Origin of the sequence: Aeromonas sp. FDAARGOS 1404 (assembly GCF_019047085.1) — a bacterium.
Taxonomy (GTDB): domain Bacteria; phylum Pseudomonadota; class Gammaproteobacteria; order Enterobacterales; family Aeromonadaceae; genus Aeromonas; species Aeromonas veronii.
In genome coordinates this window covers 1,477,501-1,490,240 of the sequence record NZ_CP077237.1, presented here as the reverse complement: position 1 = coordinate 1,490,240, position 12,740 = coordinate 1,477,501, and the positions used below count along the sequence as shown (strand labels likewise).

The following is a 12,740-nucleotide window of genomic DNA, read 5'->3' as shown; positions in this document are numbered from 1 at the left end:
AACCACCCGCATAGAGGGTGGTTTTATTTTTAAAGTTATCATTGGTTAATTTGGTTGGTATTTCTCGAAATACTGACCTGCAAGTGTTTGTGCGTCTATTAATACTGCTGGAGGTAACTTTTTGGCGACATAATCACGAGATTCGGTGGCATACTTGGCGATTAATTTGTTATTAGTAACCGCTACTGAGTACCACACATAAGCCATTTTGTAATCCTGTGGCACTCCTTTGCCAGATTCATAATAAACGCCTAGGCTAAATTGTGCTGTGGCATTCCCCTGTTCCGCTGCTTTGTGGGCCCAAACCGCAGCCTGCTTAAAATCTTGTATTACTCCAAACCCTTCACTATAGATAGTGCTGAGCGCTAATTGTGCATTGCTATATCCCTGCGCAGCAGCTTTGTCATACCAAATCTTTGCTTGTTTGAAATCTCGTTTTACCCCATCGCCTAGGAAATACATATTGCCGAGAGCATCTTGTGAATAAACATCTCCCTGTTCGGCAGATTTGCGAAACCAAATTTCTGCTTGTTTCTTATCTTCTGTTACTCCCAAACCAGAAAGGTAACGAATGCCAAGATTATTTTGTGCCCTTATATCGCCCTGCTCTGCTAGTTGTGTTAGCTCTGGAATTGTCATGAACAATAAATCATCCGCCTGAGCTGTTGTCTTTCCAAAACAAGAGCCTACCACACATAACATTAATAGTATTTTTTTCATCCATGAAATCCTCACCCAGCTGCACAGTGTATCTTAATGAATCAATAGCACTAAATAATAAGTGCTGTTGGAATCATAAATCAATGCCAGTATGACGACAGTCATTAGGTATTCAGTAGGCCCGTAGGTTCGAATAGCGAAGCGTATTCGGACGATCGCGAATAGGTTGTGGTCGAGAGGTTGCTGATATTCAGGGTTTCCTGCTTCTCTTGCTATCAGGATATTCGCGGTAAACGGACGATTACGCTGCGCTAATCGACCCTACATTATGGGGCTTATTGTTACCTCCCCTCATCCCCGGCCCTTCTCCCCTTGTTTGTGATCAAGAGTGGGAGAAGGGGGCGGAATGGATTCCGCTGATGGTGCGTTGGCTCTGTGGTGCGGGTGAATATGAGTGGCTTGGAATTGGCACGGGTCATCCCCTCTCCCTCGGGAGAGGGCTAGGGTGAGGGGCCGCTATCTGTGTTGCAGGTTTGAATGGCGCAGCGTATTCGGACGTTCGCGAACAAGAGGTCGTTGCCGATTTTTCCGTACTTTCCCCAGACTTCCCCCAGACTTCCCCCAGACTTCACCTTCTCTTCACACAACCTCATTTTCCCCTCACAAATCCCCCGTATCTTCTGCTCATTGCTTAAAAGGCCCGGCTTGCCACAGGGGTGGCGAGGGGGCGGTTGGTTCGAGGGAGCAAGATGATGAAAGGTTGGATGAAGTGCGGATTGGCCGGGGCCGTGGTGCTGATGGCGAGTTTCTGGGGTGGCAGCGTGCGGGCGGCGGGGATCGAGCTCAAGCAGGTGAGCGGCCCTGTCTATGTGGTGGAGGACAACTACTACGTCAAAGAGAACTCCATGGTCTATTTCGGGGCCAAGGGGGTGACTGTGGTGGGGGCGACCTGGACGCCGGATACCGCCCGCGAGTTGCATAAGCTCATTAAACGGGTCAGCAGCAAGCCGGTGCTGGAGGTGATCAACACCAACTACCACACCGATCGGGCGGGCGGTAACGCCTACTGGAAGTCCATCGGGGCCAAGGTGGTGGCGACGCGCCAGACCCGGGATCTGATGAAGAGCGACTGGGCCGAGATTGTCGCCTTTACCCGCAAGGGGCTGCCGGAGTACCCGGATCTGCCGCTGGTGCTGCCCAACGTGGTGCACGATGGTGACTTCACGCTGCAAGAGGGCAAGGTGCGCGCCTTCTACGCGGGCCAGGCCCATACGCCGGACGGCATCTTTGTCTACTTCCCCGATGAGCAGGTGCTCTATGGCAACTGCATCCTCAAGGAGAAGCTGGGCAACCTGAGCTTTGCCAATGTGAAGGCCTATCCGCAGACCATCGAGCGGCTCAAAGCGATGAAGCTGCCGATCAAGACGGTGATTGGCGGTCACGACTCGCCGCTGCACGGCCCCGAGCTGATTGATCACTATGAAGAGTTGATCAAGGCGGTGCCGCAGTCATAAGGGTTGCGCGACAGACTGGCAGCAAGCCGTGCCATCGCTGCAATCAGCAGCCATAACGGCACACCACAAAACGCCCGCTTTCAGGAACTAAGCGGGGGTTTTGCTGTTGCGGCTTTTCTGCGGCCACTTATTGCGGGCAGTTGGCACTGCGAGATTAAGGCTGTTCAAGGGAGGGCGGCTTTCATAAGATGGCCCTCTCTCTTTTTCCTGAAAGTTATCCATTTTCGTTATGCAATACGCCTCTCTCGCGCGCCTCAAGCAGGCCTTTATCACCGGGATGTGGGCCTCGCTGGTCAGCATCGTTATCGGCTTCGCCTTCAAGGTGTGGCTTGCGCAGTGGGTCGCCAAGGGGGAGCTGGCGCTGTTCAACAGCGTGGTGGATTTGATCTCCCTCTCCTTTATCCTGATGACAGGTTTTCGCTCCTCCATGGTGGTGAGCTATTCCCAGACCAAAAATGATCGGGACATCATCAATATCTTCCGCTACTTCCTCATCGGCATCGTGCTGCTCACCTGGGGGGCGGTGATCCCCTATATCAAACACGGGCTCCATATCCGGGTGGAGTATCTGCAACTGGTGGGGGTCATCTTCGGGCTGGGGCTCAAGGTCTACTTCACCAATCTGGTGGCCATGTACCGGATGTATCAGCTCTCCAACCGGGTCACCTGGCTGGAGCCGCTGGCCAACGGCCTGCTGTTTATGGCCTGTTACTTCGGGCTGGGGATGGATGCACTTGCCTCGCTCTTCTACGGGCTGACTTTCTCCTCGCTCGCCATCGCCGGTTATATGTATGTTTTGCGCCGCCGGGCCATCGCCACCAAGCCGCTGGCCAAGGTGGCGCTCGGCCCCGAGATGGTGAGCTATGTGAAGAAGAGCTTTACCGCATCCCTGGAGGCGGGGGCCAGCATCCTGATGATTTACATCACTGTGCTGCTCACCATCCGTCACTTCAGCATCGACGAGCTGGGGGATTTTCAGGTGGTGGTGCGTCCCATCTTCACCTATATGACCACCTTGTTTGTCTTCCCCATCTACCGCTTTGTACTGCCTGAGCTGGCGGTTAATCTGCGCAATGGCGATCACCGCCAGATAAGGTTGATCCGCCGCTGGATCTTCCGCCTCTCCGCCATCGTCAGTCTGGCCTTCTTTGGTTTGATGCTGCTGGCGGGCAAGCCGCTGGTATTGATGTTCTTCCCCGCTGACTACGTGGGGGCGGTGCCTGTGCTGTTCCACTTCTCCATCTTCTTTATCTTTATGATGCTCAACGGCTATCAGCTCGCCTATATCAAGGCTCACGGTCACTTTACCCAGAGCCTGCTGATCCGGTTGGCGGGCATAGTGGCGCTGGTCGCCGCCTACTATCTGGTGGCCGAGTTCACCGCCAACGTGGTGGCTATTATCGTGGCGCTGGGGCTCGGTTATATGGTGATGTTTATCCTCTCGACCCTGGCGGAGCGGCAGATCTTGCGATCCCTGCCACTGGTGCTGGCGACCCGCTAGGGCTCTACTCGCCAAGAGCAGGCTCCTGTCAGATAACAAAAAACGCCCGTGCGGGCGTTTTTTTATTGGCGGCGCAGGGCAGGCTTAACGCTTGCCCTTGCCACCCTTGTTGCCAGCGAGGGCCTGCTTTCTGGCTCGCTGTTTCTGGGCCGCCTTGCTGTTGCGGCGCGGCTCGGGCTCGAAGCGGGTGAGATCCGGCTCAAAGCCCGGGAACCACTGCTGGGGCAAACGGGTGTCGAGCACCGCTTCCACCTTCTCCAGCAGGGGCGCATCTTCCGGGCTGAACAGGGTAATGGCGAGCCCCTTGTTGCCGGCACGGCCGGTGCGCCCGATACGGTGGACGTAATCCTCGGCCACAAACGGGAACTCGAGGTTAATCACATAGTTGAGATCCGTGATATCGAGGCCGCGGGCCGCCACGTCGGTGGCGACCAGCGCTTGCAGGGTGCCGGCGCGAAACTCCAGCAGCACCTTCTCCCGTGCGCTTTGCGACAGATCGCCGTGGAAGGCCAGCGCATTGATGTCCGATTTGCCAAGCTGCTGGGCCAGCTTGTCAGCACCTTGGCGGGTGCGGCTGAAGATAAGTGCCGGTGCCCACCCTTTCACTTTCAGCATGTGTTCGACCAGCGCCAGCTTGCGATCGCTGTCCACCGTGTAGACCCGCTGCTCCACCTCAGCCGCCGTGGTGTTGCGCGGCGCCACCTCAATCAGCTCGGGGTCGCGCAGCAGTACCTTGCAGAGGGCAAACAGGTTGTTGTCGCAGGTGGCGGAGAAGAGCAGGGTCTGGCGATCCGCCGGGATCTGTTTGAGCAGCGCCTTGATCTCGTCCATAAAGCCCATGTCGAGCATGCGATCCGCCTCGTCAAACACCAGATGGCGCAGGCTATCCAGGCTCAAGGCCCCCTGACGCAGATGGTCGAGCAGGCGGCCCGGGGTGGCGATCAGGATATCCACCCCGGCTTGAAGCGCCTCGACCTGCGCCGCGATACTTACCCCGCCATAGACCTGCGTGCTGGTGAGGCCGGTGCCCTGACCGTAGCGCGCCACGCTCTCGGCGACCTGCACCGCCAGCTCGCGGGTCGGCACCAGCACCAGCGCGCGGATCGGGCGGGGCTCTGCTTGTGGCTGTTGTAGCAACTGCTCTAGCAGCGGCAGCACAAAGGCGGCGGTCTTGCCGGTGCCGGTCTGGGCCCCCGCCATCAGATCCCGCCCTGCCAGAATGACGGGGATGGCGTGCGCCTGAATGGGGGTCGGTGCGGCATAGCCCAGTTCGCTCAGGGTCTGCTGCAAGCGGGGGGAGAGGGCCAGTTCGGCAAAGGAGGCTGTGGACATAGGGGCACCAGTCGGGGTTATCGCGGCCTGCGGCCACGATGCAGTGAGTGATCGTGGCCGCGATGGTAGCAGAAGCAGGGGGATCGGCAGAAGGCGGCTATGCCTCTGCGTCGTCCGGTAATGGGCGGATCAGCCGGATCTTTTTGCCCTCATAGCAGGCGATGTTGTGTTTGCCGTGCTGTTTGACGTGGTAGAGCAGCTCGTCGGCCAGATGCACCGCCTCGGTGACGGTGAGGTAGTCACGAATGCGGATCACCCCGGCAGAGAAGGTGATGGGGGTGGGCAGCTCGGGGATCCCCAATGGCCGATCCAGCAGGCGGGCAGCGGAGTGGATCATCATCTCGTCATCCTCCATCCCCTTGAACAGCACGATAAACTCCTCGCCGCCCCAACGGATGGCGCTGTCCACCTTGCGGATATTGCTTCTGAGGTGGCGGGCAAAGGCGACCAGTGCCAGATCCCCGACGCCATGGCCATAGGTGTCGTTGATCGACTTGAAGTTGTCGATATCGAGGATCATCAGATAGTCGTGCTCATGGAGCAGACTCTGGCAGAGCACATCTCTGCGTGGCAGCCGGGTCAGGTGGTCGGTGTGCGCCAGGGTGCGCAGCCGCAGGTAGATCTGCTTCCAGGCCACCATGCCCATCAACAGCACGATGAGATAGACCTTGAAGGCCGCACTTTGCAGGGCCAGCTTGACGAAATCAAACCAGCTGTAGGACCACTTCAGATAGAGATCATCCCCCGCCTTGGTGCGCATAAAGGGTTTGCTCAGGCAGAGATGCTTCGGGCGGCAGGGCTCGGCGGCTTCAAACGATATGTTGGTGCGGGTCGGGTTGATGGTGTCGAAGGGGCGCAACACATCGTTAAATGCTTCATCGACGGCGATGTCGATACCGAGCAGCCCGTATTTGTAACCGCCGCGCCCCGACTGATGAATGAAGGGGAAGTACATCACTATGGTGTTGCGCATGCTGAAGCTGTCGATCTCGATATCGGAGACAAAGGCCTCATCGGCGCTGCATAAGGGGCGGCCGGGGGCAAAGCTGGCGCAACCGAAGTAGTGATACCAGGCGGGCAGTGTCATCAGATCCACCTTGATCGGCGCCAGTCTGGCGGGCAGCACATTGTTGTCGGCAACCATGCCGATCAGCCGGTAGTCATTCCAGATGGTGTAGATGTTGATCACCTCCGAATAAGAGAGGGCATAGCGGAAGGTGTTGAGGATATTGGCGGCCGGGTATTGCAGCGGAATATCGGCAAAGCGGTATTTGCTTTTGAGGTCATACCCGTAGAGATAGTCGCTGCCGACGCTATTCGGGGGCGGTGGCTGATCGAGTAGATGATGCTGTGCCAGATAGCTGGTGATGTTCTCCACCTTGAGGATCTTGGCCCGTTGGTAGAAGACCTCGAACACGTTCTTCTGTCTGGCGGTGATGAGATCCATGTCGTGCTGGATAGTGAGATAGGTGTAGTAGAAGACAGTGCCCAACCCGGTCAGGGCGAGCAGGGCCAATCCGGCCACTTTGACGATGAACTGGCGAGCAAACGCCTGTGGCCAGCGCAAGGCTGGGGGGTTACCTGAAAATAAGGTCATAGGTGTCTGGTTAGAGTACCGATAGGGGCGTGGGCGCCATACGGGCAAAGTATACGCGAAGGAAATCCCGACAGGATCCACCGACAAACCTTGCCAGAAGCTGAAGCCCTCACCACTTATTTATCCCTACTCCACGATCAGCACGCTCTCGCTGGCCAGATGGTGCAGCCACTCCCTGACGATCAGCAGCACGGCGGCAAAGTGCTCGTCGCGCGGCAGCAAGCTGGCGGCGAGGGGATCCCCTTCCGCCATGGCGGCCAGCTGGCCAAAGGCTTGCTCCACCAGATCCCGGTCGAGCTGGTTGTCCCCCAGCACTTCGGCCAGCGACGGCTGGCTGCGCAGGGTCAGCTGCAAGCCGAGCGGGATCTGCGCGGCGATGCGCATCAGCTCATCTTCCACCACCATGATGGCCCGCTCCAGTTCGAGCGGGGTGGGTGGCGCATTGCGAAACGGCCCGGGCTGGATGGCGTGGGTACCAAAGGCCAGCGGGTAGTGTGATGGGGCCGCATCTGGCTGGCTCAGCCAGAGCTGACTGCTCTGTTCACCAATCTCCAGCAGCAGGGTCATCATCTCCGGTACGGGTTGTGTCATGGTGCTGAGCTCCTGTATTGTAAACGTTTTCCCATTCTGCCTTTGATACCCCCGCCGCCGACGTTTGGCGAGCACAATTTCTGCGAGTCGTCCCTCACTTTGTTGCAAACCCCTTGCAAAAAAATTCATTGGTGGCAGTCTGGATGTCTAAATGGCTATTGCCGTTTCGTTATCCTCAGATGATTCAGGAGTTCAGATATGGATATTCGCACCGCTCCCCGCGCCATCGCGCTCGCCCTCATGCTGGCAAGCGGCATCGCCGTCGCCAACGAAGCGCTGGTGATCCAGACCGATTTCGGCCTCAAAGATGGCGCCGTGTCGGCCATGAAGGGGGTTGCCTTCGGGGTGGATCGCACCCTGCCGCTCTATGACCTGACCCACGAAATCCCGGCTTACAACATCTGGGAAGCCTCCTACCGCCTCTACCAGACCCTGCAGTATTGGCCCAAGGGGACTGTGTTTGTCAGCGTGGTTGATCCCGGTGTCGGCACCGAGCGCAAGTCAGTAGTGCTCAAGACCAGGAGCGGCCACTACATCGTGACCCCGGACAACGGCACCCTGACCCTGGTGGCCGAGCACTTCGGCATCGAGGCGGTGCGCCAGATCGATGAGAAGCTCAACCGCCTCAAGGGCTCCGAGAAGTCCTACACCTTCCACGGCCGCGATGTGTACGCCTATACCGGCGCACGGCTCGCCTCCGGCGCCATCAGCTACGAGCAGGTGGGCCCGCTGCTGCCCGCCGAAGTGGTTAAGATCCCCTATCAGCCTGCAGTAGCCGAGAAAGATGGCACCCTCAAGGGCACCATCCCGATCCTCGATGTGCAGTACGGCAACGTCTGGACCAATATCGACGATGCCCTGCTGACCAAGGCGGGGATCAACAAGGGGGATAACGCCTGCATCAAGATCCGCGAAGGAGATGTGGTCAAATATGACGGCAAGGCCCCTTACGTCAGCAGCTTCGGTGACGTGCCGGAAGGTCAGCCGCTGGTCTACCTCAACAGCCTGCTGCAGGTGTCGGTGGCGCTGAACATGGACAGCTTCGCCGCCAAGCATCAGGTGCAATCCGGCGCCAACTGGCATATCAGCCTGAAGAAGTGCTCCTGAAGATTGTCGGGCTTTCGACAAGCGGGTTTGAAGCAAGAGAGGGCAGCCAAAGAGGCTGCCCTCTCTCATTGGGTGGTAAGGCGTTGCTGATAAGGAGTTGTTGTCAAAAAGCATATTAATTGAATGCAATTGATAATGATTGGTATTTGGTTGGATAATCGCGCACTTGTCTGACCACTCAACCATACCGAATGAAAACCAGCCTTTTACTGCTCAGCCTGCTGGCTCTGACCGCATGCAATGACAATCACAGCAATGCGTCGGTGACCCCCTCACCCGAGGTGACCCCGCCGGTCGTCAAGCCGACCGAGCCGCCCATCACTCCGCCAATAGTACCGCCGGAAACCCATACCCGGGTTCCTCTGACCATTGAGGTCAATGTGGCCGATCGGTTGGGGGCGGGAGCACAGCTTGAGGTGAGACAGGTCGCCACCGGGATCCGCGTTCAGCAGGCCATCGAACCGGGCCAGCTTGTCAGCATCACTTTGCCAGCAGGTCTGCAACTGGATCAGCCGCTGGAGCTGCTCGGTAGCGACGAGGGCTATCTGCTGCGCGCGGTATCGGTGCGGGTGGCGGATCTCTCGGCCGGGATCACTCTGGCGCGCCGCAACAGCGTGCCGCGGCTGGGGTTGAACGAGGAGGAGACGGCGCTCTTCCTGCTGGCGGATCAGAGCGGGGATGGTTCCCTCAATCAGGCCGAGTGGGGCAGGGCAGAGGAGATCCGCCTGCAACAACAGGCGGCTCTTCAGGATTATGCTGTCTTCCTGCTGGCCCAGCGCCAGCCGGGTGCCGTGCTCGACTATGCCGACAGTTGGCAGATGCTGTTGGCCCTGCGCGATGACAAGCAGGCGCGCAGCTGGTATCAGCGCAGCAACAGCGCCCAGATCCAGTCCGCCCGCACCCAGCTCTATCCCGCGAATCCGAGCCAGCCGGACGAGCCGGAGACGGCGGATCTGCTGCGCCTCGATGAGCAGGGGCTGCTGGTGGTGCATGGCCCCTGGCAGTGCCTGCACGATGTGCGCACGGTCAGCGGGGTCAAGGGCAGCCAGTACTGGCTTTATGGCAGTGACACCAGTGCGTTGGCGGTTGCCAGCCAGCCACAACTGGCCGCGGGGCTGACCGCTTGCGGCCGCAGCGACTGGCGCCTGCCGACCCTCACCGAGTTCGAACGGCTGCTGAGCAGTGACAAGTCGGCATGGCGCTATCCCAATACCTTTGCTGTTGGCCTGCCCGCCCAGATCTGGCTGCAGGATGGTGCGGGTCAACCCCGTCTCTATCAACTGGCGACCCGAACCTGGCTGGATGAGGGAGAGGGGAGTCTGCTCTGGTATGCGCTGGCACCCTATCCGGTGCGCCCCTCCGTGGTGCGCGACAGCAGCAAGCCGGACATGGCGGCCCTGCGCGCCCAGTACAGCGGTGCGTCAGCCCAATGGCCTGCCGCCTGGGTGGATGAAGGGGTGGAATGGCAGGAGCTGGGGCCGCTGCCGGCGGTTCCCTTCCCGGTCGACAACCCCTATAGCCGGGCCAAGGTGGTGCTGGGTCAGCAGCTCTTTTTCGACAAACAGCTCTCGAAGGGGCGGGACATCAGCTGTGCCAGTTGCCACGATCCGCAAAAGGGGTGGAGCGACGGCCTGAGCGTCTCGGTCGGTCATCTGGGTCAGAAGGGCAATCGCAACTCCCCCTCCATCCTCAACAGCGCCTTCAGCTCGACCCAGTTCTGGGACGGGCGGGTCGCCACGCTGGAGGAGCAGTCGCTTCACCCGATCCAGAACCCCATCGAAATGGCGCTGAGTCATGACGAGCTGCTGGCCCGTTTGCAGGCCAGCCCCGACTATCAGGCTGCTTTTGCCACCGCCTTTGGCGATCAGGGGATCACGCTGGAGCGGATCGCCAAGGCGATCGCTACCTTCGAGCGCACCATCATCAGCCGAGACAGCGATTTTGAGCGCTTCGTCAAAGGGGATAGTCAGGCACTCAGTGACAAAGCGCTGTGGGGGATGCACCTCTACCGCACCGATGGCCGCTGCATGAACTGCCACTCCGGCCCGCTGTTGAGTCAGCACGGGTTCGAGAGTGTGGGGCTCACCTATTACGGTCGTGGCAAGCTGGAAGATCGCGGGCGCTTCCTGCAGACCCGCAACAAAGCAGATATCGGTCGCTTCAAGACCCCCAGCTTGCGGGACGTCGCCTTTACCGGCCCCTATATGCACAACGGCATCTTCCCGATCCTGGCCCAGCGTATCGGCGGCTCGGTGCAGGGGGTGGTGGCCATGTACAACTTTGGAGTGACCAAGTGGAGCAGCGGGGTCGGCTTCCCGACCGGTGCGGATCAATATGATCCCTTCTTCCCCAAAGCCTCCGATCACCTGCATGCCCTTGGCCTCAGCAATGACGAGCTCGATGCCATCGGTGAGTTTTTGCGCAGTGCCTCGGCCGAGCCGCGCCGCACCCCGGCCACTGTTGCTGAGCTGGGGGTGAGTGAGGCGGATGACCCGGCTCCGGTGGGAGCGGTGATCACCGGCTTGGCCGTGCTGCCTGCCCAGCCTCAGCTGGAAGTGGGGCGGACGCTTCCTCTGCAACTGCAGTGGCAACTGAGCGATGGCTCTCTCGGCCCGCTCGATGCGCCTGTTGAGTGGCGCAGCGAACAGCCGGAGTTCGCTACCGTGAGTCAGCAGGGCGAGGTGCGCGGTGTGGCGGTCGGTACGGCACGACTGGTGGCGACCACGGCTCGTCACACGTTGACCGTGACGGTGCAGGTGGTGGATGCCCAGCCCGATTTTGCCCAGGGCTGTCGTCAACCCGAGCTGGTGGCGAGCAAGCTTGCCTTTGTCTGCCAGCTGACCAGGGACGAGGCGGATCGTCTGTCCATCTCCTATGACGGTGTGAGCAGTGACAGCGATGGTGACTACAATCCCTTCCCGCTGGAGTATGTGACCATGGGTCAAGCGCGGGCGCGGGATTACTGCCAGCAGCTGGTGGCGAGCGGCCACGATGACTGGCGTCTGCCGACCCGGGCCGAGCTGGAGGTGCTGTTTGCCGCTTACAACAAGGATGGCGCGACGGATCAGTTGCTTCAGCAGCAGGGGTGGCCGCTCTACAACCGCTACTGGAGCAGCGATGCGACTGCCAATGATGATGGTGAGCTGCCGCTGCTCGACCTGAGCACTGGTGAGCCGCTGTGGGATCTGGCGGACGAGGCTCATGCCGCCACCTGCGTCAGGGCCATCTAGCCTTCATATAGAGTCAGATGAAAAACGGGCGCCTCGGCGCCCGTTTTGTTCTCTGGGAATACAGAGGGATCAGAACTCGTTGGAGAGCGCCTTGTACCCTTTGACCAGATCGATATTGGTGTGAGCCATATCTTCGGAGAATTCGGCGGCATCGACCGAAACCCGCGGGAAATAGAGGGATCAGAACTCGTTGGAGAGCGCCTTGTACCCTTTGACCAGGTCGATATTGGTGTGGGCCACGTCTTCGGAGAACTCGGCGGCATCCACTGAAACCCGCGGGATATGGGTCAGATCGCTCTGCTGGTTGATGCGGGTGGTGGAGGGGACGTAGAACTCCGGCGGCAGATCGCAGCCATCAATCACCGAGTTGTGACGCACCACGGCACCGTCACCGATATGGCAGTTGAACAGCACGCTGTTGAAGCCGATAAAGACCCGGTTTCCCACTTCGCACGGCCCGTGGACGATGGAGCGGTGGGCGATGGAGGTGTACTCGCCGATGGTGACGGCGGCACCGGATTTGGAGTGGATCACCACGCCATCCTGAATATTGGAGTTGGCGCCGATGACGATGGGTTCCATCTCGCCGTTGGCATCCACTTCGTCGGCGCGGATCACCGCATAGGGGCCGACAAAGACATTCTCTTTGATGATCACCTTGCCGCAGATGATGGCGGTCTTGTCGATATAGGCGGATTCGTCAATGACAGGCAGATGGCCGGAGGGATTCTTGCGGATCATGTTACATCCTGTGGTTGCTTGAAATGATGCGGTGGCGCACCCGGCGCCAGGATGCCAGCTTACGCCTCGTTAGTATCCGGTGAAACCCCGAAGTGGTCTGACCCTTGTCGCAAGCCTTGGCTGGAGCACTGTTTCCGAGCGCTGGAATATGGGAGCATTGCAGCCATTCCCGAGTTGGTTGAAATGGACATATATAGATGAAGAAGATGATTGCCCTGTTGGCGGGTGGTTTGTTGCTCTCCTCGGCCGTGCAGGCCAAAGGGGAGGCGGGGGAGTTTGACTATTACGCCATGGCGCTCTCCTGGTCGCCCGAGCATTGCGCCGTCAAACCGGCGGATCGGGACCAGTGTTCCCGCAAGCTGGGCTTTGTGCTGCATGGTCTCTGGCCCCAGTACGATCGCGGTTACCCCAGCAACTGCACTCGCGAACGGCTCGATCCCGAGATGGAGAGCGAGTTTGCCGACCTC

At 59.2% G+C, this 12,740-nt stretch carries 10 protein-coding genes (1 of these 10 running past the window's edge); 5 read left to right on the top strand and 5 right to left on the bottom strand.

The window, feature by feature from the left end; translation table 11 throughout:
* Nucleotides 1-45: 45 nt before the first annotated feature.
* Nucleotides 46-720, bottom strand: coding sequence for a tetratricopeptide repeat protein (locus I6L34_RS06745; protein WP_216956239.1), 675 nt, complete (start codon nt 718-720; stop codon nt 46-48).
* A 689-nt stretch (nt 721-1,409) separates the two neighbouring features.
* On the opposite strand from I6L34_RS06745, the gene I6L34_RS06740 reads away from it, so the two are divergent.
* Nucleotides 1,410-2,174, top strand: coding sequence for a CphA family subclass B2 metallo-beta-lactamase (locus tag I6L34_RS06740; protein WP_216956236.1), 765 nt, complete (start codon nt 1,410-1,412; stop codon nt 2,172-2,174).
* A 229-nt stretch (nt 2,175-2,403) separates the two neighbouring features.
* Entirely contained in the window at nt 2,404-3,675 is a 1,272-nt protein-coding gene (locus tag I6L34_RS06735) for a lipopolysaccharide biosynthesis protein (RefSeq protein ID WP_216956234.1), read from the top strand.
* An 84-nt stretch (nt 3,676-3,759) separates the two neighbouring features.
* On the opposite strand, the gene I6L34_RS06730 is transcribed toward I6L34_RS06735, so the two are convergent.
* The 3 genes from I6L34_RS06730 to I6L34_RS06720 form a co-directional block, all read right to left on the bottom strand.
* Complete coding sequence (locus tag I6L34_RS06730; RefSeq protein ID WP_216956231.1) at nt 3,760-5,007, bottom strand: DEAD/DEAH box helicase; 1,248 nt, start codon at nt 5,005-5,007, stop codon at nt 3,760-3,762.
* Nucleotides 5,008-5,104: 97 nt separating this feature from the next.
* Nucleotides 5,105-6,574, bottom strand: a complete 1,470-nt coding sequence (locus tag I6L34_RS06725) for a GGDEF domain-containing protein (RefSeq protein WP_216956899.1) — start codon at nt 6,572-6,574, stop codon at nt 5,105-5,107.
* A gap of 156 nt (nt 6,575-6,730) precedes the next feature.
* On the bottom strand, nt 6,731-7,195 hold the full coding sequence (locus tag I6L34_RS06720) for a hypothetical protein (RefSeq protein WP_216956227.1): 465 nt from the start codon (nt 7,193-7,195) through the stop codon (nt 6,731-6,733).
* Nucleotides 7,196-7,393: 198 nt separating this feature from the next.
* Between I6L34_RS06720 and I6L34_RS06715 the strand changes: the two genes are divergently transcribed.
* Both I6L34_RS06715 and I6L34_RS06710 read left to right on the top strand, forming a co-directional pair.
* The gene (locus I6L34_RS06715; protein ID WP_064335542.1) at nt 7,394-8,302 is read left to right on the top strand and encodes an S-adenosyl-l-methionine hydroxide adenosyltransferase family protein; all 909 of its coding nucleotides are present in this window, start codon (nt 7,394-7,396) and stop codon (nt 8,300-8,302) included.
* A gap of 191 nt (nt 8,303-8,493) precedes the next feature.
* The gene (locus tag I6L34_RS06710) at nt 8,494-11,532 is read left to right on the top strand and encodes a cytochrome c peroxidase (RefSeq protein ID WP_216956224.1); all 3,039 of its coding nucleotides are present in this window, start codon (nt 8,494-8,496) and stop codon (nt 11,530-11,532) included.
* A gap of 180 nt (nt 11,533-11,712) precedes the next feature.
* Here the strand turns inward: I6L34_RS06710 and I6L34_RS06705 are convergent, their stop codons facing one another.
* Complete coding sequence (locus I6L34_RS06705; protein ID WP_005343397.1) at nt 11,713-12,273, bottom strand: carbonate dehydratase; 561 nt, start codon at nt 12,271-12,273, stop codon at nt 11,713-11,715.
* A gap of 197 nt (nt 12,274-12,470) precedes the next feature.
* Here I6L34_RS06705 and I6L34_RS06700 point away from each other — a divergent pair, with 197 nt between their 5' ends.
* On the top strand, nt 12,471-12,740 hold the start of the coding sequence (locus I6L34_RS06700) for a ribonuclease (protein ID WP_075114575.1). 372 nt of this gene lie beyond the right edge of the window; the window shows 270 of its 642 coding nt (coding positions 1-270); the start codon lies at nt 12,471-12,473; the stop codon falls past the right edge of the window.

Excerpts from the sequence above, each read along its gene's own strand:
- I6L34_RS06745 (WP_216956239.1), bottom strand. The coding sequence starts at position 720 with ATGAAAAAAATACTATTAATGTTATGTGTGGTAGGCTCTTGTTTTGGA.
- I6L34_RS06740 (WP_216956236.1), top strand. The coding sequence starts at position 1,410 with ATGATGAAAGGTTGGATGAAGTGCGGATTGGCCGGGGCCGTGGTGCTG.
- I6L34_RS06735 (WP_216956234.1), top strand. The coding sequence starts at position 2,404 with ATGCAATACGCCTCTCTCGCGCGCCTCAAGCAGGCCTTTATCACCGGG.
- I6L34_RS06730 (WP_216956231.1), bottom strand. The coding sequence starts at position 5,007 with ATGTCCACAGCCTCCTTTGCCGAACTGGCCCTCTCCCCCCGCTTGCAG.
- I6L34_RS06720 (WP_216956227.1), bottom strand. The coding sequence starts at position 7,195 with ATGACACAACCCGTACCGGAGATGATGACCCTGCTGCTGGAGATTGGT.
- I6L34_RS06715 (WP_064335542.1), top strand. The coding sequence starts at position 7,394 with ATGGATATTCGCACCGCTCCCCGCGCCATCGCGCTCGCCCTCATGCTG.
- I6L34_RS06710 (WP_216956224.1), top strand. The coding sequence starts at position 8,494 with ATGAAAACCAGCCTTTTACTGCTCAGCCTGCTGGCTCTGACCGCATGC.
- I6L34_RS06705 (WP_005343397.1), bottom strand. The coding sequence starts at position 12,273 with ATGATCCGCAAGAATCCCTCCGGCCATCTGCCTGTCATTGACGAATCC.